The organism is Acidithrix sp. C25 (assembly GCF_904848545.2).
This window is the reverse complement of the sequence record NZ_CAJHCI020000001.1, coordinates 259,936-283,918: the sequence shown is the minus strand read 5'-3', so window position 1 is coordinate 283,918 and position 23,983 is coordinate 259,936. Positions and strand designations below refer to the sequence as shown.

Below are 23,983 nucleotides of genomic sequence, written 5' to 3'. Positions count from 1 at the left end.
TCATTGACGGACCGCCGAGCACCGGAAAATCAAAAACGATACCAAACCTTATAGCCTCTTTGGCTGCTCGGGGTAGAAAAATCCTTTTCATAGCTGAAAGACGCGCTGCAATCGACGCGGTAGTAGATCGTCTATAGAGCGTAGGACTTGAAGATTTGGTGCTTGACATCCATAAAGGAGCGGGGTCGAGACGTAAGCGAGCCGAGAATATCTCCAAATCCTTACCTCTGCCTCGTCTATTGCCCGTCCGGATATGGCTGATGCACATGAAAATCTAACCCGACATAGACGCACTCTAATAGAAGTTACCAACGCACTACATAAGAGTCGCGAACCATGGGGTCTGAGCATTTACGAAACCCAGTCACGGCTCATGGCCTTATCAGATTCAGTAACCTCAATGGTTCGGCTTCGAGGCGACGCACTTGCACGTCTGAGCGGAGATTCACTTAGAAATGCTCGAGCGGATTTAGAAAGTTTTATTGGTTTGGATGAATTGACACTTTCGCCCCAAAGCAGCCCTTGGGTCACGGCTTTCGTTGACGCCACAATTACGCCTCCCGAAGCCGCTTCGAAAGTCCTTGATGTACTTACAACGCTCAACACCGATACGCTGGTATCTGCATTTGAAACTTTCTCAAGGTCAGCCGATGGCTATGGTCCAAGTAGGCCGAACGGTGTAGCGGCATGGGGAGCCATCCTTCAACTCTTTAGAGATACAAAGATTACCCTTGACCTCTTTGAAAAGGAAATATTCGAACTTCCACTTGCGCAGATTACAAGCAAGCTTGCACCGGGCGAAGCGAATGGCATCGCCAGTTCTATTGCAAAAATTACCAATAGCTCCTATCGACAGGCCCGAAGGCAGGCGTTGAGTTTTTGGATTGGATCTAGGCCCTCACCAAACGAACTTTTCGTTGCTGTGAAGAAAGCACGAGACCTTTCGGAAGCCTGGCGTCAAAGCGCCAAGGGCGGTGTGTTCCAAAAATTTCGACTAATTTACTGGACCTCGAGGAAGTCTATCAGCGACTCAGTCTCCAACTAAAAGATCTCGCCAAATTGACAGCACGGCCAGATCTTTTGGATAAGTCTTTCGCCGAGCTTAGCGAGCTGTTAAATCTTCATTCAGTGGACGCAACAACACTATTTAGGATTCCTGAATCAACTCGGTTGAACGCTAAATTCAAAAGTTCCGCATTGGAGGCCTCCTCGCAGATATCCGCTCACAAAGCATAAATCTTGACGGTGTCTTAGTGACCTTGGGGTACGTCTAGCTGATGTCGATCGTAGAAGCAGGTCACTATCTGATTCACTTGTTGGAACCTTCGACGGGACAGCGCATTCGCGAACCGTAATTGAATTTCAACGGGCCGATCACGAACATGTGAAAAGTGCTTCCCTATACGTTCGCTGACGGCTCGGCGAACGTATAGTGAAGCTTGCGACAGCTCCCCAAAGGAGTCTGAAGTCATTGAACGCCAAGGTCAGTTAAAGCGAGACCACCTTCCAGATTGATTCTGGTTGATCTTCTTACGCAACTGCGCTCGCCTTACCATGGGTAAACGGGTAAGCCTTTTGAAAGGCACAATGATTTCCTTCATCTACCTAAATTATGAATAAAAAAAACTCACAAGAGTAGCGAATCAATTAATTACGAGCTGCTCTGAGGCAAAGCCGAGGCAACGCTATTTAGTTTTGGAATATCCTGCATCAAACGAATGGTGTATGGATCTTGGGGTCGTTCCAGGACGTCTTGGACAGTTCCGGCTTCGACTACTCGACCATGAGAAACAACTACCACGTTTTGTGCAATACTTCGAACCAGAGCTAAATTATGCGTTATAAAGAGCATTGACAACTGCCGCTCCTTCTGCAACCTTCTGAGTAGTTCCACTATGACAGCCTGAACGCTCACGTCTAGCGCAGAGGTAACCTCGTCACACACAAGAAGTCGTGGCTCCACTATAATTGCGCGTGCTATGGCTACCCTTTGACGTTCCCCGCCAGACAGCTCATCGGGGAAGCGTCTACCAACTGCTGAACCCAAGGAAACTTCGTCCAAAACCCGAGAAATTCGCTCCGCTCGGTCCGAACTGGTCAATCTCATAAAATGTTCTAATGGTTGAGAAAGAATTTGACTTATAGTCTTGCGAGGATTGAGAGAAGTGTACGGATTCTGAAAGACATATTGGATCCGCTGAAGTTGACTTGAGTTACGTCGTCGAGCACTCTTGTTCATCTCATCTCCATCAAAGAGAATCGATCCATCAAAACTACCATGTAGCCCAACCACACAACGAGCGAGCGTAGTCTTACCCGATCCTGATTCACCAACTATTGCAGTGCAGGACTCGTTCGGAACATTCAGATCTACCCCGTGTAGCACTTTAGTTTGACCATAAGCCGTCGATAACGCACGAACTTCCAAAAGAGGTGGCTCTGACGATGGAATAATCTGCGCCCTTGAATTTCGAACACGAACAGAGAACGACTTTCTATCCGTCACGCGGATACATCTAACTTGGCGTTCTCCGATCTCAATCGGTAGCGGGTCTTCCCTTAAGCAGAGTTCTATTGCTTCTGGGCATCGAGCGGCAAACGAACATCCAACAGGGCGACTTCCAGGTCGAGGCGGCTGACCTGGAATACCCCAAAGCACTTCGGCTCGATCAGGCGATGGAATTGCACCTAGCAGTCCCTGACTATAGGGGTGCATAGGCGACGCAAATACCCCCTCGGTCTGGCCGACTTCTACCAAGCGACCTGCATACATGACTCCCACGTGGCTAACAAGACCACCAACGACAGCAAGGTCATGACTTACATATATAGCGGCTACCCCGTATGCAGCACACAAAGTCTTCACCGTCTCCAGAACGTGCCTCTGGGTTGTAACATCAAGACCAGTAGTCGGTTCGTCTAAGACGATCACCGAGGACCTACAGGCGAACGCCATTGCTAGCGCAACACGTTGTTGCTGACCACCTGATAGCTGATGTGGAAAACGCCGAAGTATCCCGGAATCCGGATCAAGATTGACTTCCCTTAGGACCTCTACCATTCGTCCTTCGACGTTATCTGTAACCTCGGGATGGGCACTAAGTAGTTCGCGAATCTGGTGACCAATCCTTAATGCTGGATTCAATGATGCTGAAGGATCCTGGGGAACATAAGCGATCTTAGAACCCCTAACTTCTCGCAGGCCAGCAGCATCGAGTGCTAAAATATCCTTTCCATCTAGATAAATACTTCCCGAGTAATCTTAAGTCCTCGTCGCGTATACCCCAAAAGTGCCAGTGCTAGGGTAGTTTTACCCGACCCCGACTCACCAACCAAACCGAAGATCTCCCCCGCCCTCACGGAAAATGAGATCTGATCGACTACGTCTCCAGGACGACCCACCAACCGCACCTGCAGATCTCTAACCTCAAGTCGATTTGCACCCTCCATGATTGTCACGACTAGTTCTCCCCTGTTCCAAGGCGGACATCGGATGCTTGAACTTCATCCTCTGATGATCCGCTACTGCGTTCAAGACCAATTGCAACCCGAGCAACTGCGTCTGTAAAGGTATTGGTTCCTATGGTAAATAGCGCGATAAGTGCCGCTGGAGCTATTACCGCTAAAGAATTTGCACTAAGACCGATGCGATTTTCCTGGATCATATATCCCCAATTAGGAGATGGAGGTGGTTGTCCAAAGCCTAAAAATGCAAGTCCAGCCATAATAACTATCGAATATGTTAACCGCAAACCTATTTCAACCATCAATGGGCTCACAAGGTTAGGCAAAATCTCTTGGCGCATGATCTTCCATGACTTCACGCCTTGGAGTTCTACAGCACGGACATAGTCGCGCTCCGAAACATCCAACGTAGCAGAGCGGAGAACACGAGCCACCGCTGGCGCATGGACAAGGCCAACTGCCATCATAATCAACCAAAGTTTAGGGCCCACAAGACTGACTAGCAAGAGCACGAAGACAAGTGCTGGAAATGCAAGCATCACGTCGACAGTCCGCATGATAATGCTGTCGGATCGACCTCGGAGATAGGCAGCGGCCATACCCGCGACTCCTCCAAGAACGATACCAAAGGCTGTCGCCCCCAGAGCCATCAATAAAAGTAACCATCCGCCGTCAAGAACGCGAGATAAAACGTCCCGCCCTAAGATATCTCCCCCAAGCGGCATAGAGGCCGAAGCTGGAGAAAACGGAATTCCGATGAAACTAAGTGAAGAGTGTGGTGCCACAAGTGGCCCCAGAAAAGCAATAACTGCCACTATTCCAGATATGATCAATCCGATTTTCCACGCCGCGTATGGGCTGCCCGAACTACTAATTCAATCCATTGAGAGCGCCTAAATCTGGCAATACGGCTATTTGACCCGTGATTTACCGTCGCCATCAGTGCACCAACCTGCGTCTAGGCGTTGCGAGCAGAGCAACTACATCCGTCAATATGTTTACAATTACGTATAATGCAGCAAGGATGAAGACCATGAACTGAATCACAGGAATATCACGATTCGCCACGGCGCTTACGAGACCTTGTCCAACGCCGGGAAAATTGAAGATATCCTCTACTATGACGATTCCTCCAGCTAGATATAGAACCGTTAACCCAATTACCTGTATGGTCGGAGCGATCGCGTTTGGGAGAGCGTGAACTATCACTATCTTCCAACTCTTGATACCTTCTAGACGTGCCAACTGGACGTATTCAGACTCTAGAGCTTCGACCATGGCTCCCCTTGTCATTCGCATGATATAAGGAATTATTACTATCACAAGCGTCAGAACCGGAAGCACGAGGAGTTTCGGGGCACTCCATGCATATGTACCAGGTGGGATTATGGACACCGCGGGAAAGAGGTGGGTAACCACAGTAGCAAAGAGGATGATCATCGCGATTGCGACTACGAATTCGGGAAGCGAAGTTATACCCAACAGGATTACAGATGACACATGATCGAACCAACCGTCTCGCCGTAGCGCAGCAATGGCACCAAGGAGCATTCCGAGGAAGACTCCGATGATTCCCGAAAGCAATACTAGGACTCCAGAGTTGATTAGGCGAGGTTCGACTTGTTGCCAGACGCCTTGACCATTTGCTAAAGACGTCCCGAGGTGACCAGTAAGCATCCCAGAAAACCAGGACCAATATTGAGCAACTAAACTTCGATTCAGATGAAGTTGAACTTCCATGGCGTGCAGCCTTGCCGGTGTCGCAGTATGTCCCAAAACTGCATATGCAGCGTTACCCGGAAGTACCTCTGTAGCCGCAAATACAATTATCGAGACAATCACCAAGGTAACTATTCCAATTCCACCTCGTCTCAGAAGTAGAGCCACCATAGGATGATCGCTCATCCAAGAAGTCGCCTTTACGGACACTCGATCTTGTTTATTATCTATTTCCTCAACTAAAGCCAAAGTCAACCCCCTTATTTCTAACTTTTCGAGCTATTTCAAGCAATCATTCGAACTTTATCTTGACCTTGGACCCCGTTAGGCACCTAGAGACCGTCTAGGCCAAGTTCATCTCGAAGTGAGCGCTTTAGAATCTTTCCCGATTGCCCCCTCGGGAGTTCACCTTCGCGGAACCAATAGCGGTCCGGAACCTTAAACCTCGCCATACGTTCTGAAAGAAACTGACTCAATTCGTCCCCAGTTGCGTCCATTGACTGGCGAAGTACGACGATAGCACCCACTCGCTCACCTAATACCAGATCCGGAACAGCGATGACGGCGGCGTCCAAGACCGAGGGGTGCTCGAGAAGCCTTCCCTCGACCTCCACCGATGAAATATTCTCTCCACCTCGAATAATCACGTCTTTGACACGATCTATCAAGTTGATTCGGCCATTCTTATCGATAACGGCAATATCACCTGTTCGCAACCATCCACCACCGAATACAGCTTCGGTCGCCTTCGGTTCACGCCAATAGCCCAATGCAACTCCTGGTCCGCGAATACACAATTCTCCTGATTCGCCCCATGGCAAATCAGATCCATCGGGTCCAATAACTTTCACATCACAAACTGGTATCGGAGGACCAACACTTTCTGGGTTGTTCTCGCAATCAGAGCCCGAGATAAACGAGATAGTCGAAGACGCCTCGGTCATACCATACCCGTTCTCTAAGACAACGTCAGGCAGTGCATCTTTAGTATGTGATACGAGTGCCCGAGACAAAGGCGCGCCTCCAACGAGAAGTTCACGTAAGCTCCCTAGATCCGCCTGCCTATTTTCAAGCGCATCTATAATTTGGCGTATCATCGTAGGCGCTCCGCCGAAAGTGGTCACATGGCGCGATTCTATTAAGGTCAAGGCTTTATCTGCATCCCATTTGTGCATCAGCAAGAGCGTTCCTCCGCAAGCAATCGTTCCCAGCAATGCAGAGTGACATCCCATTGCATGAAAGAGCGGTGCGGTCAAAAGATAGACGTCTCCGTCCACATCCACACCAGTTTCACTTGCACCTGAAAGCGCCTCACGACGAACTGCTCGAGCGAACTGCCTGGTCATCATGTTAGAGCAGATATTTCCATGCGTTCCAAGCACACCTTTAGGACGACTAGTAGTACCGGAGGTGTAAAAGATAGTCGCGAGATCTTGAGACGATAGATCAATTGCGGGAAGCGATAGCGGCTGGCTGTGCGAATCCTGATCTGGCCGCTCTAGGAAGACGTTGAAGTCCGCCAATATCTCTATATCAGATTGGTCTACCTCGGACTGGGCGTCTGGATCGACCAAAAAAATACGCTCAACACCGATGGTTCTCAAGCGATCGATCTCTGGCATCAGTCGATTCCAACGCTCCCTATCGACTACCAGCACCTTTACTCCGGCATCAGCTATTCCATAAAGCAGCTCTTCTCCAGTCCACCATGCATTCAGCGACACGATCACTGCACCAACTGCAGCGGCTCCAAAGAAGGCCACGCTCCATTCGGGACAATTCCGCATGGCGATAGCAACCCTGTCTCCGATACCAATATCGAAGTCCTCAAAGAGTGAGCATCCAAAAGCCGTAGCCGCAACTAAGTGGGAATCATACGACATCTGAAGGCCATCTAACTCGAGAAAGGTCCGATCTCCGTAGGCCTGGGTTGACTCAAGTACGGATCGCAAAGATGGTTGCGCGTACTTCCAACTTCTCATAGGCTGACCGTCGATATCCTCAACCATTACTTCAAAGCAGCTTCCTGGCTTCGTTAAACGAGTTTCAATCTCGGAGTATTGAATATGCAATGCTGGCTGGCCTTTCTCCATATCTATCGCCCTATGTCTACAAAGTGCGTCATGGGCTCAGCTAGCAAATTAACTAAGCAGCTGAGCCGACGCTCCTGGGGGAACATATCAAACATCGAGAAGATCATGTAAGGGATACTGAGAGATCCGCACGGCTCCATCGGATGTGATCAGGTATTCGTCTTCCAGCTTTACCCCATCTTGTCTTCCCGGGACGCCCGCATAGCACTCTACGCAAAGAACCATATTAGGTTCAAACTCTTCGTCAGGTCCGTCACCATTGAGATCTGCGAGGCCAACATATGGACTCTCATCTTCCATGCCAAGGCTGTGAACAACCGCAGAATAAGCCTGTTGTCGATATGGTTCGGGCGGCAACTGAACACCTCTTAGGAGTTCTCTATAACCCAATCCTGGGCGAAGAGCCGCTGCAACTCCGGAGATAAAGTCAACCGCAACACGATAGGCTTCCTTCTGATCGGCAGTCGGACGACTTCCACACAGGAACGTTCGAGATATATCACAGGCATAACCCTCGGGACCAATCATGTCTGTATCGACGGCCACTAGGTCGCCAGGTCGCACCAATTTACTAGAGGCCTCTTGGAACCACGGATTTGTCCGACTTCCTGACGCCACTAAGCGCGTGGAAGAATACTCGCCGCCTAATCGCAACATCTCCGCCCACATGACGGCGAGTAGTTCATTCTCGGAGATTCCAGGACGAATGGCTTGCTCAAGCTGATAAAGAGATGCCTCACCTACCGCTACTGATTGCTTCAAAAGTTCAATCTCGTCCCACGTCTTGATCTTTCTTGAAGCCTGTGTCACTTCGTCGGCGTCGCATATCTTCACCCCAGCAGAAGTCAGCGCAAAAAAACCATAGGCATCGAGTCGATCGACTCCGACTCTTTCGCCATGCAACCCTCTTTCTCGCAAGGTTGACAAAAGATCCTCAACGGCCTCTGAAGCCACTTCTTCCGCGGATCTACCTGAAAATCTGTACTGCCAATGCCTCGCCGGCCGCACGTCTTTCCAAAAAACATTGCCACGGTAAAGTGCCTGCGGATATCCATAAACAACCGGTTCTCCTGTTACAGGAATCAATACGTAGCTCGATAGGTGCGATGCGTTCCACAATGGCGAGACAGCCATTCCCGTAGCGTAACGAACATTAACTAAATCTGTCAATACCAATGCGCCAATATCACGCTTGACCATTTCGGATTGGAGTCTTTCATATCTTTGGTAGCGCATTCGTTCCAAATCAACTCCAAGAAACTGCTGTGTAGCGACTTGGCCCAAAACCGAACGATCTAGTGCGACTTTCGACTCTTTCAAATTTGCTTCCCTTCAAAATACATCCAGCTCACTGGATAAAAAACCTCACTAATCAACGACACTAAATGCAGCATTAGCCCTTGGCTACAGATGAAGCAAGGTCCATCAAACTTGGTGCCAGTGCCCTCCAAGCTTCATGGGGCACGTCCCTGCGACCTGGCGCGAGCATCTGAACACAGACATGATCAGCACCGGCATCGAAGTGAGCTTTTACTCGGTCCATGATCTGTTCTTCACTTCCCCAAGCAACTACAGTATCAACCAAACGATCGCTACCTCCATTTTCAAAGTCATCAGCGCCAAAGCCCATTCGCTTGAAATTGTTCTGATAGTTGGGAAGGCCTATGTAAATAGCTGTATGTGCTCTGCCAATTTCGCGCGCACGAATGGGATCACTCTCTAGTAGTACCGCCTGTTCCACGCAGAGTGTACCTCTATTCCCCATCACCGACTTAGCTTCAGCGGTGTGCTCTGGTGGCACAAAATAGGTCAAAATACCATCGGTCTTCTCAGCCGCAAGAGCAATCATTTTAGGACCAAGTGCTGCTAAAACAACTCTTGACGGAGTTGTCGGACGCGACGCAGTAAAGGGTGCTGCCTTCATTGCATCTAAATATTTGCTCATAGCAACCAAAGGAGTCTCGTATGAATGACCCCGAAGATCTTCCACTAAAGTACGGTGGCTCACACCCAGTCCCACAACGACGCGTTCCGGAAACGCCTCAGTCAAGCTCTTGGTCGATGCGGTCATCGAGACGGCGTCACGAGCCCATATATTAGCTATTCCCGTAGCACCTACCAAGTGTTTAGTCTGCGAGAGAAGGAGCGCTAAGTGAACAAACACCTCACGACCAGCTACTTCTGGAAGCCAAATCGATCCATAACCGAGTTCTTCCAGCTCAGCTGCATAAGTCTGAGCCTGACTAGTCGGCACGTAATCAAGCGCCGCCGTCCATAGTCCTATCTTGGGAAGCTTCATTACTTCATCAACCATGATTTCCTACCCTTTTCATAACATTTATTCCCCATCCAGTGGGTCTGCGTCAAATTGACGCAGACCCACTGGATGGTCTTCGAAGCTTATGCTCAATAAAATACAGCGAGATTAAGCGCTACTTTGCCCAATATATCTGCTCGAAGTCAAAATTATTAAGTGGAATCCCAAGGACCGAAGTTTGGAAGCCAGCGAGCTTAGCGTTGAAAGCGTCGTTGACGTCTGTGAAGCAAGGGATAATATACCCGCCTTCGTTAAAATCGATCAGCATCATCTCCTGAGCGATCGCCTTCCTCTTCTGAGTATTCACTTCAGCATTTGCCTGCTGGTAAAGGGAGTTATAATGAGCGTTGGTCCAATGTGTCTCGTTAAAGGGTGAGTTCTTTGCAAGGGATGCTGCAACCTGAGCAAGATAAGGTGTATAGGCATAATAGTCCTGAGAAAATGTCCAAGACAGATAGTTCGGACCGAAGAAAGTCGTCGAATTAACATCGTTTAGTTTCACTTTAATGCCAGCGGCTGAGGCCTGTTGTGCAAAAACCTCTGCCATCTGAACGGTCGCGAGCGCTATCGGTGAAGTAACTAGAGTGACAGCTAGTTCCGGGTAGCCAGCCGCCTTCAGAAGATGCTTCGCTTGTGGAATATCCTGTTGGCGAGTGAGCGAATGATCATAATAAGGATCGAATGGAGACGAGACATCCGCTCCAACAAAACCATAACCACCCAGGGAGCTATTGATCAACTCAGGACGGTTAACTGCTAGACGGAACGCCTGACGAACACGCACGTCCGAAAATGGCTTCTGATCGACACGCATTGTAAAAGGCTGGAAGGCTCCGGATTTACTCGAAAGAGTAGACACTCCAGTATTCGACTTTAGGCTGTTATAGCTCTGCGCACCTATTCCGCCGATTGCATCGAGTTCACCAGCCTGAAGCGCATTCAACATCGAGGCTTCGTCGGCGAAGTCTGTAATTATTACTTCATCCAAGTAGGGAAGGCCAGCCTTCCAGTAATTCGGATTGCGCACAAAAGTACTTTGTTGTCCAGGAGTAAAACTCTTGTACTTGTAAGGTCCGGTACCATTTGGCTTAGTCGGATCATAACCTACTGGAACAATGTATTGAAAGTAATAGTAGGACATCTGATCAAGCAGAGTTGCGTATGGCTGAGTGTAGGGGATCTTGACAGTTAAATTATCTACCTTTTTAAGGTTTGCTAAATCGATCGGTCCAAGCGACGCAGCCCCCGGAAGCGGGCTCTTAGGGTTCATAATGCGTTGAATAGAGAAGATGACGTCGTCGGCTGTAAGTGGCTTTCCATCGTGAAAAGTTATTCCTGGCCTTAGACGAACCGTCCAATTAGTCGCTGTAGCATCAGGAGTAATGGATTCAGCCAGTTCATAAACAAGCTCGCCCTTGGCATTGTAGGAAACCAGCGCTTGATAGAGCTGACCGATTCTAGCTCCATCAATAGTTGTATATCCGTTCTGTGCATCTAACGAATCTGCGGAGCCACCGCCAGTCGCGCCAACGCGCAAGGTGCCTCCACGGCGAGGCTTAGAGGCTAGAGCTGTAGTTGTAGTAGTGCCTGAAGCAGTAGTAGTACCACACGCCTCAAGAATGGAACCGCCGGCGGCGAAGGCTGCAACTCCACCTAAACCACGAAGAAAGTTACGTCGACTTACACCATTTCCAATATTTCACTACCAAGTATACCTTGACGATCGTTTGACATAAAGTAATTTCCCCCATAACTGAATGCTTAAACTTGAACATAAACCAGTGCTTGGACGGTACCCTTTACCGAATAAAGCAACTGCTTTGGCTTAATGCCATTCCCCATTTAGCCCCTACGAGCTAATAAAGATAGTAAGCCCGAAGCTATTGATCTTTAATACCTCGTAGCAGAGACGAACTTAGTAGGACGTCCGAATAAAGGATATCAAACTATCGGTAGCCCTTGCAAGTCATTTTGTGAATTTAGTCACATTATTTATCGACGAACGCGCGCCGTTCAACTCCCTATGGAATACTCTCAATTGTTCGACCCGCTGCTAATGTTGGTTTCAAATCATAATCAAGATGGACGAAGTTATCGTGAAGCTCAAAGCAGACATTCTTTAAACCTGGGGTCAGCCAAGCAAAGGTGTGGCGAAGATTACCGATAGGAACAAGTAGCTCAACGGAAATACAATGGTAAGTAGAGTTGCCGCCTAGGCAGAAAAGCTCTAGAGCCGGCAAATTATCGATGTCACTTTCTACTCAGCAAAGATACCTCCGGTGGACCAAAAAAAGCCGACGAAAAACTGGACAGTTAAAATAAAGTCGACAGATCCACATTCCAGGAAAAATCGTGGCATTCCCAACTCTTGATGGCGCGATGGCTACCCAAACGATAGCAGAACACTTGATAGCCCCAAGCCGATGAAGAGAGCTGTAATGCCTGTGATGATATTGTGATCCACCTAGCCCTTGGGAACTATTTTGTATCTTTTACTACCAAATTATTACTACCAAATTTCAACTGCTGTCGCCACCCTCAAATCTTTGTGAAGCTCTAAGTCAGCTCAGAAGTAGGGAGTTCACTTGAAAAACCTTCTACGACAAACCAAGCGACAGACTCACCCCCACAACGAGGGGTGTCACCTCTAAATTCTCGCCGACACACCAGCGAAGCATTCAGTCGATATATAAAGCAATAAAGAGCCATCTATTCGCATAACACTCTGAAATGCTCCAATGAGCCCTTTTAATTTCTTGTAAAGTGTGTTAATCTTCTCATGACATGCTTACACCCGAGGAACTCGCCACTATTGAAGCATTCATGGCGAAGACTGAAAACATCGACGAATATAAGCGGGCGCTGGCAGTTCTCACCCTTGAAGATGGGAGTCCCCTCAACAGGACAGGCCTCTCTGTCAAGCATGTACAGCGAATTCGACGGTCATTCCGCAGCGTTGGCACTGAGGCATTCAAGGACAAGCGCCATAACAACGCTCCGGTACTTCTCTCAAAGTCTCAAAGAGATGAAGTGGCAATCATGCTCACGACTACAACTCCCAACGACCACGGCTATAGCAGTTCCCCGTTTTGGTCAACACGGATCCTGGCTACAGTACTCAAGCGCAGATACGGTGTTCTCTATGCCTCTAGGACTAGCTATTACGTTCTGTTTCGGGAAAGTAAGTTCAGCTTCCATCTGCCGGGCAAACAGTACGAGAAGGCTGATCCACAAGCGGTAGCTGAATGGAAAGACGAGCAGCAAGAACGTCTGAAAGAGGCATTCTCTGATCCAGATACGGTGATTCTCTGTGAAGACGAGATGGTTCTCACTCAGGCGACAACTACTCAGAAAGTGTGGATACCGAAAGGAACCACACCAGCTGTAATTGAGACCAATGGAACCAGAATGAACCGGAGCATCTATGGGTTTTTGAACCTCAAGACAGGCAAGGAGCATGCATTTGCAACAGAGCGCCAGACTATGCATGAAACAGCGGCCATACTGCTGGCGATCCGCAAGATCTACCCAAGAGAGAAGATTCTGCTTATATGGGATGGGGCAGGATGGCACAGAGGGAGCGTCGCTCAAGAGGCAATTAGGGAGCATCACATCGAAGCAGTCCATTTCCCTCCGTATTCTCCGCAACTCAATCCCCAGGAACACGTTTGGAAGCAAGGGCGCTCTGCTGTAACCCACAATCGCTTCATTCCCAAGATTGAACCAGTCACAAAGGAATTAGTCGACTATCTCAACACGACGACATTCCCATACTCTTTGCTTGATTTCAAGGAGAAAGTCAGAGTGTGAGCTCTATAAACGTCCAAAATCAATTGCACCTTGAACAAAACAGAGCTACAGAGCTACAGAGCTACAGAGCTACAGAGCTACAGCGAAAAATACTGGCCATCAAAAGGAACCCCATCTATCCTGCACAAGAAACTAGGCGATCCAAGAAGAGTCGACAACGCTTACAATCTCCTAGACAACTTTTTGGAACTCTGAAAATACACCAACCCCATAACACGATGATCCACGATGATCCGCGACAATAGAGCCCGCTAAGATAAGGAAAATCAAACCCGACTGATCCCCAAAACTAGTAAATTATGGCCATACGATTTGCATAACAAAGTGTCTAGCATGTCATAATCACCAGCAGCAATTTTACCTACTTGACATCTTGATATTCGTACCGACCAAAGGACTCATAAGTGGAGATACTATTCATATGCACCGGCAACACCTGTAGATCGATCATCAGCGAAGCCATATTCAATTCCAAAGCTAGCAATGGCTGGCATGCGTCCAGTGCTGGAAGTAACCCCAACAAAGCGGTCAATCAACGAGCAATCGAGCTTCTAATCAAAAAAGCAATACCGGTAAAAGGACTTCATTCAAAATCATGGAATGATCTACCGGTGGTTCCCCAAATAGTAATTACCCTTTGCTCCTCTGCGGCAGGTGAAAGTTGTCCTGCCTATCTCGGTAATGCACTTCGTGCCCATTGGGGAGTTGACGACCCCTCTATCGTTCAAGGCACCGAGGAAGAGATCGACGAGGCATTTGAGGCGGCATATGAGCTTATGAATCAGCGCATCGAAAGTTTCATAGAACTGTTATCGAAAGATTACTCACTTTCAGATCCTAACTTCATAGAACGGCTAAAGCGCATCGGGATCGACGATTAAACGCATGATGAAATCGAAGGTCCAGTAGACACGGCCCGGCAATTTGGAAAGGAACGAGAAACAAGGGTCGTAGTTCCAAAGATTCTTGTAAAAAGGTTCTAGCTGCTAGCGTCCAAGCAAGTCAACAATCCAGGAGGATCCAGATTCACCGAGAAGGGCAAGTTCGTTATCGGCTCGTGCAGCCAATGACAGTGGAGAGAGAGTCTGGTCATGACGCAACTGGGCGTGAACAATACGGTCAAGACCAGCACCTACGAGTGGAGGTGCTGTCCTCAACGTAGCAGGAAGTGCTACGGAACGGAAAGAGCCTCCATGCATGACCAAATTGCGCTGATTGTAGAGGCGACGAAATGTATCTTGGACATATTGTCTGATGTGCGATATCTCGGTTGCTGGAGAATTTATCATTTTTACAACCCGATCCAAGGCAGCTTGATTGCTTGGGTCGGAGAGAGTCATAGTGCCTGACTTTCGAATATGACCTTCTACCAATCTGACGCGTTCGTAGTTCGGGGCCTCGGTGTCCAAATTCCGTAGTTCATCAGCCAGCCGATCATTGCCATAGTTTGAGTGTGCGAACGCGATCGAGGTCAGTTCCGCGCGACCCACCGAACAAGAGACGATAGCAGCTAACCGATCCGCAGCTACTCGGTTGGGCTCCTTCGGGTAAACAAGAGGTCCTTCTATTGCTGCCCACCCTCCTGTAATAGCCGCTCCAATACTGCCAGTTTTCATGTATGAAGCTAGCTCAAGGGCGTCGTCCAACTGTTGGAAGTCGGCACTATCAACGTTGAATACGGCATTTTGCCGATCGAGGGCGTGAATGTCCAATTGCCGCCGACGAGAACGAAGTTCGAATTCCTTTGAGGTGCCTTTGATATAGGCTTTCCCCACCGGAGCAAGCGATACTCGTTTTGGAAAACCGACCTGCATCCGTGCTACCACGCGGACCACGAGATCGTTGGCTGCTTCTATGGCTGCCCAGTTGTCACGTGCTACCACACGAAGTACAAGTGAACCATTTTGGCGAGGCTTTGGCCCTTGGAGACTTAGATCCGATATAAACGCCGCTGTCTCACTGGGATTCATCCAACTAACAGCTGATGGTAGCTTATTTATTTGGATGGGCGCGACGCACGGTACTACAACTTCGTATGGCCTAGAGAGAGATTTGCTGACCATGTCTTTCGCCTGAATAAATAGTTCCGTGAGATTCGGCTCCTCGTTGTTCCGCATGTAGCCGTCAAGCCATCGATACAATAGATCCGGACTGAAACCATTATCGAGAAGGTAAGCCGCTATTGATCTTGCCGTACGTTCAACGGGCGGCAGCATGCCTTTTTCAGCAGACTCAATCCACCAGTCGAAATATCGTTCGTCTAGGCGCTGAGTCAGTTGCTCTAATTTTGCTTCGTCGTGCTCGGATAAATAAATCGATGTTTTTTCATTGGCGGGGACGTTCTCCAGAATTTTGTTAACTTCGTTGACGAACGAGAGAATAACCCTATCGAAAACGATCTCCTTCATCATAGAAGCGATGGCATATTTTAGGCCATCATTAGAAAGATTCCCTTCCCTTGCGACTTTGTTATATTCGATTATCTCACGCAATCCAAGGACGACGCCAATACCCCATAGACGACGGGGCCACGGGGTGTTGTGACCAAAAAAATCTAAAAGCCGGCCCAAGGTCTTGGTCGCATCATCGTACACTCACTTAATTGGACTCATTTGATCGCACGGAAGGACAATCTTATGCTATTATGCAAGCAGGCATTTAGCCACCTTCTAAAAGCGGAGGAGCCGCCCACTGGGCCGCTCCTCCTATTTTTTACCTGTTACCCGAAGATAGATTGTTTCGAGCTATTGATAATGCCCGGAGCGTCATCTGTTGAAATAAGGGCTTTCCCTAGAAGCATTGATCAATTATCTAGGGACAAAAGGCCGTCAGAGATGTGACGCCGTGTGACATTTTGGTAGATTCCGAAAAGCTGAAAACGCGAGATTACTATGGCCCCAATACGTCAGGTTGAATTGCCCCACTCACCATTTGGTTATGGTTCCCATAGCATAGACATGGATCAATCAACCCTTTCTTAGGGGAGCTTTTAAACCAATCAATGTCAATGGCCATCGAGAACTGCAAGGTAGCAGCCACGCAAAATGCATACATGTGGCCATATCCATTCATTCCAAACAGCAATATTTATGCATTTTCTAATGGCCGTTGATAAGCCTCGCCCACCAATCCACAGAACCACAAGACGACAGAACCACAAGACGTCCTACAACCAAATAAAATTCAGCTAAAGTAGCCAGCGCAATCGGAAATATGACAGCCTAAAACCATCAACGGAAAATGGGCCAATCAGAACTAGTCTGATTGGCCCATTTATCTGCAAACCCCTGGCCTTAGGAGCTGAGTCTAAATCCTTATTCTCTGCATTTTAGGAACTAGACCTATCAGGAATGCTCTCGTAACTTATCACTTTTGGTATCCCAAAAATCTAACGAGCTACAACTACCGCGCGCCAGCTCTTATCCGATATAACCCACCCTTAAAATGCTACCTTGTAAACACTACTTTGCAAGAATCCTCTGGCAATAAATAAAAAAGAGCTGCACCTCGTCAAGTAACCAGTGGCCCATACCGTGGCAGTTAGCGAAAGGCACGTACTCGCATCGCCAGCCCACTCGCATCGCCAGCCCACTCGCATCGCCAGCGCAGTTGCTATCAGCCAATAAATAGCTGCACTACCCTCCATTTGTTTGACGTGTTGTGCTGGGCGGGAATGTTGCAGCGGCTTGAAATGCCGTACTGGACCTAGATTCCCGTTAGGAAGCCACACCTATCTTGGTAGCTTCGGTTACTTCTAGAAGCGCTCCGGTGGCAACATCGTAGATAAAGCCATAGACAGGAATCGAACTGGGTACCAAGGTGTGAGCTTTAATCCGCGTAACGTCTTCAATCACCGATGCCGCCTGATCTGCGATTGTAAGCCAGTTAATGTACTTACCCTCGCTCGAACCAGAACCCTCACCGACGTCTACAAACCCCTTGTCACTCAAAGCTGCTGTCGTCAAACTGGATTCCAAAAGATCGCCCATCAATTCATTGTTGAAGAACTCCATACCGCAATTTGAATGGTGAATCACAAACCACTCCTGAGTTCCAAGCAACTTATAAGAGATTACAAGCGAGCGAATTGCATCGTCGCTGGCACGTCCGCCTGCATTTCTTATGACGTGAGCATCACCTTCGCTCAGACCAGCGTACTTAGCAGGATCAAGGCGAGCATCCATGCAGGTCAAGATCGCAAAGCGACGAGCTGGTGGCATCGCCAACTGCGCTTTGTCTCCAAATTCGCTCACATATTGCAAATTTGCATCAAGTACCTCTTTCAAAACCGACATAGCTTCACTACCCCTTTACGTGTACTCAAATAACTATTTAGAGGCATTCTAAATTGAATTATGACTTAACCGATCATGTTTTGCGACATTTGCCGTTAGGGTTGCTAGAGCCGATTTAACCCCCTTTGCATGTATCGTAGGGTAGGAAGAGCTTTAGACAAGGTGTAGCGTGCAAGAGGAACTTAGGAAAAAAACGCAATAAAAAATAGCGACAAAACCACAGCGCAAGGTTCCCTTGCGAAAAAGTCCCATGCGCAAGAATCCGCCCCCTCAAAGCGCATAAGCGTCGCGGAACGACGACAAGTAATCATTCGCGCCGCTTTAGCAGAATTTGCTAAAAATGGCTTTTCAGGAAGTTCGACCTTACAAATAGCCGCGAACTCTGGGATCTCTCAAGCCTATCTCTTTCGACTCTTTCCAACCAAGCTGAGCCTCTTCCAGGGATGCATCCACTATTCGTTTGATCTAGTCAAAAATGAATTCGCCAAGGCGATTATAAATCAAGGCGGACAAGAGGCCCTAGAGGCAATCGGTGCTACCTACCTTAAGTACCTATTAGATAAAGACCTTCTCGGATCTCAGCTCCAAGCTTATGCCCTTGGGAGCGAGCCCGAGATTGGACCTTTAGTTCGAAGTCGCTATTGCGACCTCTGGGACTTTATCAAAGCGAGCACTGGAGCAAGCAACGTTCAAATGGTCGACATCTTCTCCAAAGGTATGCTCCTAACAGTCTTAGCTGGAATGCAAATGTTCGAAGAAGAACCCGAGTGGATTACTGCCAACGAGATAATCTCATTACCTTAGCCAAGACGCCTTAGTGGCCAAGTGTTCATAACACAGTTGGCCAAGGAAAAAATTAAATCTAAAACTAACCGGCGCCAGGAACACATCTAGCGTAGTTCGGTATATGATAAGTTAGTAACTACTCACTTACTAACTAAATAACTAGGTGGATACCGCGATGAAACGTTCAAAGCTGGCACTGATTATCATCGCTACGGGCCTTGCGCAATTCATGGCTGGCCTGGATAACCTCGTTGTCACCACCGCATTGCCTGTGATTAAGGTCCATCTTCATGCAAATCTCTCCTCACTCGAATGGATGGTAAATGCATACACTCTCTCCTTTTCAAGCCTCCTACTAACTGGCGCCGGTCTTGGTAAACGATTTGGAACCAAGAAAATCTTCCTTTTAGGGATCGCTATCTTTACTATCACTTCGGGTTATGCGGGGCTATCCACCACCTCAACTCAACTAATAACCGCTCGAGCCATTCAGGGTATCGGCGGCGCACTCATGGTTCCACTTAGCCTCACAATCCTCGCCAGCGGTGTCCCCCATGAGCGTCGTAACTTCGCTCTTTCAATTTGGGGTGCAATTGGAGGTTTAGCCATTGCACTAGGGCCACTCCTTGGTGGTGCGGTAGTTGAAGGTGCATCTTGGCAATGGATCTTTTGGCTCAACGTTCCAGTCGGAATGATACTTCTCGCGATAGCTGCAATAAGCCTGAAATCAACCTCCGAAAAAGATGCGAAACTCGATCCGCTCGGGCTGATAACCGCGACAATTGGCCTATTTGGCGTTACTAACGCTCTTGTGAATGGTTCTAGTCATGGCTGGATCTCGAGCCTAGTTCTTGGGTCTTTCGCCTTTGGCGCTATCGGGCTAGCCGCCTTCATTACGGTGGAGCTTAAATCTAAGTCACCGATGGTCCCGCTTTCGATCTTTCGAGATCGTGGCTTTAGCGCTATCAATGTCGCCTCAACTTTGATGAGCTTTGGAATGTTCGGATCGGTCTTTTTTCTCGCTCAGTACTTTCAAATCGTCCGAGGTCTCTCACCACTTGCATCGGGGGTCAGAATTCTCCCCTGGACTGCCATGCCGCTTTTAGTCGTACCATTCATGGGTCGTATCGTTGATCGATTTGGCGCTGGACGCATCGTAGCGATTGGACTAGCTCTTCAATCTGGAGGTCTCGCATGGATAGCGTCTCAGGTATCAATAACAACTTCATATGGTTCGATCGTCATGGCCTTTGTAATCTCTGGGATCGGGATGGCAATGTTCTTTGTACCCACCGCCTCAGCTACCCTAGCTGGAGTACCAAGGGAACTTGAAGGTGTTGCATCGGGTGTCAATAACACCGTTCGCGAAGTTGGAGGAGTCATTGGAATCGCATCACTTGGCGCAATATTCTCCACCTCTGGCGGATATGGCTCTGCTATAGGCTTTGTCAATGGACTCCAATCCGCGATAATCGTCGGGGCCATAGTTGTACTTGTTGGATCTATTGCTTCACTTTTCATTCCAACTTCAGTAGGCCGAAAAAAGAAAGCAACCAACGACAATGTCGAACTTTCCAGCATGCTCGCTTTGCAAATCAAATAGTTCGAAACTTAAACTTAAATACGACGCTTCGAGCTACAAAGACGGATCGGCCTTCTTTTCCAACTAACTCGCCCTAATTTCAAATGAAATTGCCTGCATCCATTGCATATAAATTGTGCAATGGACGCGGTTGCGGTTGCACCATGAGTTAGCTTTGCAGGTTTCCAGTTTTGCTCAATTGATGGCCATTGAGAACTGCAAGTTAACGGCCAAAAAGCCTCTAAACTTACCAAAATGGCCATCGCCCAAGGACCAACTCGGAGAGGCTAATCAAGCAATTGGAAGGAATCCCCTGCGAACCGTTTCTATCGTATTGCGCCCTAGCTTGCAAACTTGGCCCAGGTAATACGGCCTCGCGCAGCTAGGTCGACCAGAGATAGCATCTCTCCATTGGCACCTGAATTGCGCCTCCAACTATCAAGATGGGAGGGATCACAAAACATTGAAGCGGTAGGACAGAACGATTCATTTACCGGTCCAGTGCTACCCAGTGGCCACCATCCCACAACATCAGATTCTAGAGGCTCACCACCTGTGATTACGATTGAAATTACAGCAGAGCAAGTCGCACACGTAGTCTCACCCGTAGCGTCGACACCCAGAGCTGCTGGAATTCCTACGATATCAAACGCACACCAAGTGTAAAGATCCACACCATCAATGAGTAGATTGTGACGACTTTCAACCAAGGTAAGTCCCTCTGCGCCCACGACCTTGGGATCACCCTCAAGAGGCCCGTCAATCGTAGCAACGCCACCCAGGATCGCTTGTTCAACGACCGATCTTACAACTTCTATCGCCAACCCCGTCTTGGTTGCGATCTCTGAGAAGCTGAGCGAAACCCCATCTAAAAGAGAGAAAAAGACGACTCTACGTACTGAAGTCGTAGTCTCATCACCCGACACCATTGTGTCTAGAACCGCTGCTACCGCGGTTGAATCTTCCATCATTTGCCACCCTTAATTCTTGCCTTTGAGTTATCTGTCGAACCATTTCTTCTCATAACAAACCTAGCCTCAACCCAGGTTCACCTTGCAATGGCAATAGGCGCTCGCATAGTTCCTAAGCTAGACCACCAATCATCTTGGTCGTACTTGGTTTAAGCAATGCAGAATATCAAGAACAAAACCCATGTGAGAGATCGATACAAATTCGACTCAACTTCAACAACAGCTCAACCGCCGCTCACCTAGCTGCAAATAAATAGGCAAATCTCAACCCTCCACATTGGCGCCAAGGTAAATAAGGCCCTAGCAGTCAGCGAAGATATAGCTCTTGGGCGAAATCTTACCTCATGGAATAGGGAGATCCCACCTGTCACCCTTGTCATGTCGCGCAAATGACCTACTTAGACTATGAGCAACTTGGTAAAGCCAATAAAGCCTGTCGTCTTTATCCGTGACCGGCTTCCTTGACTTTTCGGATTCATACACTCCGTGGCATTGGCAGCGACAATGGCACGGTCAAGACCAATTGCAATTGCAATTGCAATTACAAGACCAATAGCAATTACAATTACAAGGTCAAGGTCAAGGTCAAGGTCAATTAGAAGCTTTGAGCAAAGGCAATACCGATATTTCCTAACAGCAGAGCCCTCTCAAGCTGAGCTAGCACAGCTAGGCGCTATTAGCTATCTTGATATTAGCTAGAGATCCCAGTGGTCGAAGGTCATTGTAAGTGACCATAAGCAAAATGTTCTGCCCATTGCAAAATTGCTTTCCTAGCAATGCTCCGGGCAGTTAGGCAAGGCAGTTAGGCAAGGCAAATCAATCAATCTCATTTGTAACGAGATGACTGTTTCTCTCTCCTAGGTAGTCAATCCGTACCCCAGAGTGCTTACAGTCTCTATCTCAATCAAACGGTTGTATTTAGCCACTCGTTCACCACGAGCAGGTGCCCCACTCTTTAGATGACCGCAACCAGTCGCGACGGCCAAATCAGCGATGAAAGTATCCTCGGTTTCTCCTGAGCGATGTGAGACAAACTGCGCCCACCCAGCGTCGCGGCAGATACGCATAGCCTCAAGCGTCTCGCTTACGGTACCGATTTGATTTACCTTGATCAGGCTAGCGTTGCAAGCATGGCGGGCAATAGCCTCTTTGATGATCGCAGGGTTCGTACACAAGAGGTCGTCACCGACGAGCTCGACGCGATCGCCTAGTCGAGCTGTAAGTTGTTCCCATCCGCTCCAATCGGATTCGGCAAGTCCATCCTCTAGAAGCCATACCGGATAGGTCGAAATAATCTCCTCGTACCGATCGATCATCTCGGTACTCGAGAGCGACTCGCCGGCAATTTTATAGAATCCATCACGGTAAAATTCACTGGATGCCGGATCGAGAGCGATAGCTACTCCATCGCGACCGGGTCGGTACCCTGCTTCGTTGATAGCCTGGACTAAAAGCGCAAGAACGTCTTCTGGGCGGTCGATCTGCGGGGCAAAGCCGCCTTCGTCGCCTAGGCCTGTTGCGAACCCCTTGCTAGCAAGCAATTGCTTAAGTTTGGTATATATCTCTGATCCTGCTCTAACCGCCTCGGCGATTGATGGTGCGCCAATCGGCGCTATCATGAATTCCTGAAAGTCGAGGTTGTTGGGTGCATGCACGCCTCCATTTACGACATTGAAGTGCGGCACTGGAAGTCTTGCGTTGACTCCGGCCGGTTGTAGATATTCCCAAAGTGCCAGCCCTTCGGAGTTAGCGAATGCCCGGGCGGCAGCGATGGAGACTCCGACAATCGCGTTGGCTCCCAATCGTGACTTATTCGTTGTTGCATCCAGGTCAATCAGCGCTTGGTCAACTTCGGCGAGGTTGGCGAACGCTCTAGCTGCCAATGCAGCGTTGATCTCGCCGTTCACATGTGCTACGGCATCAAGTACACCGCCTCCATTGAATCGACTTAAATCTCTATCGCGGGCTTCGACAGCCTCGCGCGAACCAGTCGAAGCCCCCGAAGGAACTCCTGCACGTGCTGAGGTTCCATCGCTCAAGGTGACAGTTGTCGCCAAAGTTGGTCGGCTACGAGAATCAAGTATTTGGACTGCTGAGACTTTGGATACCGTTTTTACCATCTGGATCTCCTTTAGGCTTTTGTGTCAAGCTAACATGTTTTGGCGAGTCTCTCCAATTTGTGGGTGTTAACTATCTCGAGCAAATGGTATAGCTTTGTCGAATTGCCTTTCGGATTCAGCAATCTCTGAACTACATATCGATCTATTTTCCATAATTCGGCGTGATTTATAGACTTTAAACCGATGCATGCAATCAAGCCTTCCCATCGAGATGCAGGAGATGTAAATGACTCTTTGAACAGGTTGGTTTTTCCATAAAAACGATTCTGGCGTATCTCTTTGGCAATCGATACTAAAAACAGGTGAGACGATCCGCGCTTCAAGGATAAAAAATACAAGGTACCATCGCGAGGCGTGTTAGGTCGTATCCACTGGGTCGAACGGATGGGAGCAGACCTCTTGCTCTCACATAAAGCTGCTCTCACATAAAAGCTACTCTCACATAAAAGCTACTCTCACATAAAATTTATTGGGGGGGCCAGACAAGCTGTTTATGACCCTTGCGATTGCAAGTTTGCCAATTGTCCAAATGGCTCGAATGAACTTCATCTTACTGATCACCTGAATGAATTTTATCTGTCGTGTCATTTGACGACTTGAACAACTTGTCACCATAGTTCATAAAGATTTATATAAGAATGTTGCTGCTACCAGGTAGTAAGCTAGCGGCAAGTATCCGGCTTTATCGAAGGTGAAATTGAATCGCATTGGCAAATATATTCGTTTCGGCCAAGGCGACCCTATGCCCGTCGGTTGATTTGGGACCTACCCCTATCTTGGCATCATTGCAGATTCGAGGGGGATCGGCTATCATTATAGATGTCG

Annotated in this window: 19 protein-coding genes; 7 read left to right on the top strand and 12 right to left on the bottom strand. The window is 48.4% G+C overall.

Going from position 1 to position 23,983, the window contains the following annotated elements; genetic code table 11:
- Positions 1-2: 2 nt before the first annotated feature.
- Together ACIDITHRIX25_RS87750 and ACIDITHRIX25_RS87745 are read left to right on the top strand one after the other, a co-directional pair.
- On the top strand, positions 3-137 hold the full coding sequence (locus tag ACIDITHRIX25_RS87750) for an AAA domain-containing protein (RefSeq protein WP_152626142.1): 135 nt from the start codon (positions 3-5) through the stop codon (positions 135-137).
- Between the two features lie 116 nt (positions 138-253).
- Positions 254-1,045: a hypothetical protein gene (locus ACIDITHRIX25_RS87745; protein ID WP_201732295.1), complete on the top strand. Its 792-nt coding sequence runs from the start codon at positions 254-256 to the stop codon at positions 1,043-1,045.
- A gap of 606 nt (positions 1,046-1,651) precedes the next feature.
- Here the strand turns inward: ACIDITHRIX25_RS87745 and ACIDITHRIX25_RS87740 are convergent.
- From ACIDITHRIX25_RS87740 to ACIDITHRIX25_RS87705, 8 genes are all read right to left on the bottom strand, one after another.
- Positions 1,652-3,202 (bottom strand): dipeptide ABC transporter ATP-binding protein, encoded by a 1,551-nt coding sequence (locus tag ACIDITHRIX25_RS87740; protein WP_283770406.1) that lies wholly within the window; start codon positions 3,200-3,202, stop codon positions 1,652-1,654.
- A 35-nt stretch (positions 3,203-3,237) separates the two neighbouring features.
- Positions 3,238-3,450 carry an ATP-binding cassette domain-containing protein gene (locus ACIDITHRIX25_RS87735; RefSeq protein ID WP_201732936.1) on the bottom strand — a complete coding sequence of 71 codons (213 nt, stop codon included), beginning with the start codon at positions 3,448-3,450 and terminating at the stop codon, positions 3,238-3,240.
- Between the two features lie 11 nt (positions 3,451-3,461).
- Positions 3,462-4,298, bottom strand: coding sequence for an ABC transporter permease (locus ACIDITHRIX25_RS87730; protein ID WP_201732293.1), 837 nt, complete (start codon positions 4,296-4,298; stop codon positions 3,462-3,464).
- Between the two features lie 106 nt (positions 4,299-4,404).
- Positions 4,405-5,370: an ABC transporter permease gene (locus ACIDITHRIX25_RS87725; RefSeq protein WP_152626141.1), complete on the bottom strand. Its 966-nt coding sequence runs from the start codon at positions 5,368-5,370 to the stop codon at positions 4,405-4,407.
- 146 nt (positions 5,371-5,516) lie between these two features.
- Complete coding sequence (locus tag ACIDITHRIX25_RS87720; protein WP_201732292.1) at positions 5,517-7,277, bottom strand: class I adenylate-forming enzyme family protein; 1,761 nt, start codon at positions 7,275-7,277, stop codon at positions 5,517-5,519.
- Between the two features lie 87 nt (positions 7,278-7,364).
- On the bottom strand, positions 7,365-8,597 hold the full coding sequence (locus tag ACIDITHRIX25_RS87715; RefSeq protein ID WP_052606809.1) for a M24 family metallopeptidase: 1,233 nt from the start codon (positions 8,595-8,597) through the stop codon (positions 7,365-7,367).
- Positions 8,598-8,670: 73 nt separating this feature from the next.
- Entirely contained in the window at positions 8,671-9,591 is a 921-nt protein-coding gene (locus ACIDITHRIX25_RS87710) for a TIGR03620 family F420-dependent LLM class oxidoreductase (protein ID WP_052606810.1), read from the bottom strand.
- A 118-nt stretch (positions 9,592-9,709) separates the two neighbouring features.
- Positions 9,710-11,131 (bottom strand): ABC transporter substrate-binding protein, encoded by a 1,422-nt coding sequence (locus ACIDITHRIX25_RS87705; protein WP_201732291.1) that lies wholly within the window; start codon positions 11,129-11,131, stop codon positions 9,710-9,712.
- A 1-nt stretch (position 11,132) separates the two neighbouring features.
- Here ACIDITHRIX25_RS87705 and ACIDITHRIX25_RS87700 point away from each other — a divergent pair, with 1 nt between their 5' ends.
- The 3 genes from ACIDITHRIX25_RS87700 (at position 11,133) to ACIDITHRIX25_RS87690 (ending at position 14,285) form a co-directional block, all read left to right on the top strand.
- A complete protein-coding gene (locus ACIDITHRIX25_RS87700) occupies positions 11,133-11,330 on the top strand; it encodes a hypothetical protein (protein ID WP_201732290.1) in 198 nt (65 codons plus the stop codon).
- 1,048 nt (positions 11,331-12,378) lie between these two features.
- On the top strand, positions 12,379-13,404 hold the full coding sequence (locus ACIDITHRIX25_RS87695; protein ID WP_201732289.1) for an IS630 family transposase: 1,026 nt from the start codon (positions 12,379-12,381) through the stop codon (positions 13,402-13,404).
- A gap of 404 nt (positions 13,405-13,808) precedes the next feature.
- Positions 13,809-14,285: an arsenate reductase ArsC gene (locus ACIDITHRIX25_RS87690; RefSeq protein ID WP_052603976.1), complete on the top strand. Its 477-nt coding sequence runs from the start codon at positions 13,809-13,811 to the stop codon at positions 14,283-14,285.
- Positions 14,286-14,390: 105 nt separating this feature from the next.
- Here the strand turns inward: ACIDITHRIX25_RS87690 and ACIDITHRIX25_RS87685 are convergent, their stop codons facing one another.
- On the bottom strand, positions 14,391-15,998 hold the full coding sequence (locus tag ACIDITHRIX25_RS87685; protein WP_201732288.1) for a hypothetical protein: 1,608 nt from the start codon (positions 15,996-15,998) through the stop codon (positions 14,391-14,393).
- A gap of 1,122 nt (positions 15,999-17,120) precedes the next feature.
- A complete protein-coding gene (locus tag ACIDITHRIX25_RS87680; protein WP_201732287.1) occupies positions 17,121-17,699 on the bottom strand; it encodes a beta-class carbonic anhydrase in 579 nt (192 codons plus the stop codon).
- Between the two features lie 198 nt (positions 17,700-17,897).
- Here ACIDITHRIX25_RS87680 and ACIDITHRIX25_RS87675 point away from each other — a divergent pair, with 198 nt between their 5' ends.
- Both ACIDITHRIX25_RS87675 and ACIDITHRIX25_RS87670 read left to right on the top strand, forming a co-directional pair.
- Positions 17,898-18,503 (top strand): TetR/AcrR family transcriptional regulator, encoded by a 606-nt coding sequence (locus tag ACIDITHRIX25_RS87675; protein WP_201732935.1) that lies wholly within the window; start codon positions 17,898-17,900, stop codon positions 18,501-18,503.
- A gap of 157 nt (positions 18,504-18,660) precedes the next feature.
- The gene (locus ACIDITHRIX25_RS87670) at positions 18,661-20,088 is read left to right on the top strand and encodes a DHA2 family efflux MFS transporter permease subunit (RefSeq protein WP_052603971.1); all 1,428 of its coding nucleotides are present in this window, start codon (positions 18,661-18,663) and stop codon (positions 20,086-20,088) included.
- A gap of 320 nt (positions 20,089-20,408) precedes the next feature.
- Here the strand turns inward: ACIDITHRIX25_RS87670 and merB are convergent, their stop codons facing one another.
- On the bottom strand, positions 20,409-21,038 hold the full coding sequence (gene merB / locus ACIDITHRIX25_RS87665) for an organomercurial lyase (protein WP_052603970.1): 630 nt from the start codon (positions 21,036-21,038) through the stop codon (positions 20,409-20,411).
- A gap of 857 nt (positions 21,039-21,895) precedes the next feature.
- Positions 21,896-23,158: a phosphopyruvate hydratase gene (gene eno, locus ACIDITHRIX25_RS87660; RefSeq protein ID WP_201732286.1), complete on the bottom strand. Its 1,263-nt coding sequence runs from the start codon at positions 23,156-23,158 to the stop codon at positions 21,896-21,898.
- Positions 23,159-23,983 lie beyond the last annotated feature (825 nt).

Coding starts and splice junctions, on each gene's coding strand:
- ACIDITHRIX25_RS87745 (WP_201732295.1), top strand. CDS start 254: ATGGCTGATGCACATGAAAATCTAACCCGACATAGACGCACTCTAATA.
- ACIDITHRIX25_RS87735 (WP_201732936.1), bottom strand. CDS start 3,450: ATGGAGGGTGCAAATCGACTTGAGGTTAGAGATCTGCAGGTGCGGTTG.
- ACIDITHRIX25_RS87725 (WP_152626141.1), bottom strand. CDS start 5,370: ATGAGCGATCATCCTATGGTGGCTCTACTTCTGAGACGAGGTGGAATT.
- ACIDITHRIX25_RS87720 (WP_201732292.1), bottom strand. CDS start 7,277: ATGGAGAAAGGCCAGCCAGCATTGCATATTCAATACTCCGAGATTGAA.
- ACIDITHRIX25_RS87710 (WP_052606810.1), bottom strand. CDS start 9,591: ATGGTTGATGAAGTAATGAAGCTTCCCAAGATAGGACTATGGACGGCG.
- ACIDITHRIX25_RS87695 (WP_201732289.1), top strand. CDS start 12,379: ATGCTTACACCCGAGGAACTCGCCACTATTGAAGCATTCATGGCGAAG.
- ACIDITHRIX25_RS87680 (WP_201732287.1), bottom strand. CDS start 17,699: ATGTCGGTTTTGAAAGAGGTACTTGATGCAAATTTGCAATATGTGAGC.
- ACIDITHRIX25_RS87670 (WP_052603971.1), top strand. CDS start 18,661: ATGAAACGTTCAAAGCTGGCACTGATTATCATCGCTACGGGCCTTGCG.
- merB (WP_052603970.1), bottom strand. CDS start 21,038: ATGATGGAAGATTCAACCGCGGTAGCAGCGGTTCTAGACACAATGGTG.
- eno (WP_201732286.1), bottom strand. CDS start 23,158: ATGGTAAAAACGGTATCCAAAGTCTCAGCAGTCCAAATACTTGATTCT.